We start from the raw sequence: 608 nt of genomic DNA, 5'->3' as shown, positions 1-608 counted from the left end.
CTACGTTTCAGTGCAGCCAGAACCGATTATCAGCATGATGAAAAAGAAGGTCATGAAGTCAGTACCCAATTTAAAAACAAAGGAGATGAATTAAGGTTTTCTTTCACTCATCAACCTATTTTAGGTTGGCATGGTGTTATTGGCGGGCAATTTAATCAACGTGATTTTAGTGCTGACGGTCAAGAGGCTTATGTCCCCGCAACAAAAACAAAAAATCACTCACTCTTTTTATTAGAAGAATATCAATTAGGTGATTTTCGCTATGAATTAGGATTTCGCCAAGAGTGGCAATCACTGTTAAATAGAGAAACTCAAAAAACCAATAAACAAAGTGCATCTTCCATTTCTACTGGATTAGCCTGGAATTTTACACAAGACTATTTTTTAAATTTATCACTATCACACACAAAAAGATTACCGGTCGCAGAAGAGCTCTATGCGAATGGTGTTCATGCCGCAAGTAGAACCATTGAAAAAGGCGATCCTAATTTAACTGCAGAAACCGCAAATAATATTGATATTGGAGTAACTAAAGTAACAGGCGATATTCAATTTAATATGAGTGCCTATTACAATCGTATCAATAATTATATTTACGGTAAGTTTAC

Annotated in this window: 1 protein-coding gene; it reads left to right on the top strand. The window is 35.4% G+C overall.

The window, feature by feature from the left end; genetic code table 11:
* A partial coding sequence (locus ABN217_RS19715) for a TonB-dependent receptor domain-containing protein (RefSeq protein ID WP_349459925.1) occupies positions 1-608 on the top strand: 608 nt, incomplete at both ends.

The organism is Proteus sp. fly-1067 (assembly GCF_040139345.1).
Classification (GTDB): Bacteria; Pseudomonadota; Gammaproteobacteria; order Enterobacterales; family Enterobacteriaceae; genus Proteus; species Proteus vulgaris_B.
This window is presented reverse-complemented; position numbering and strand designations above follow the sequence as displayed.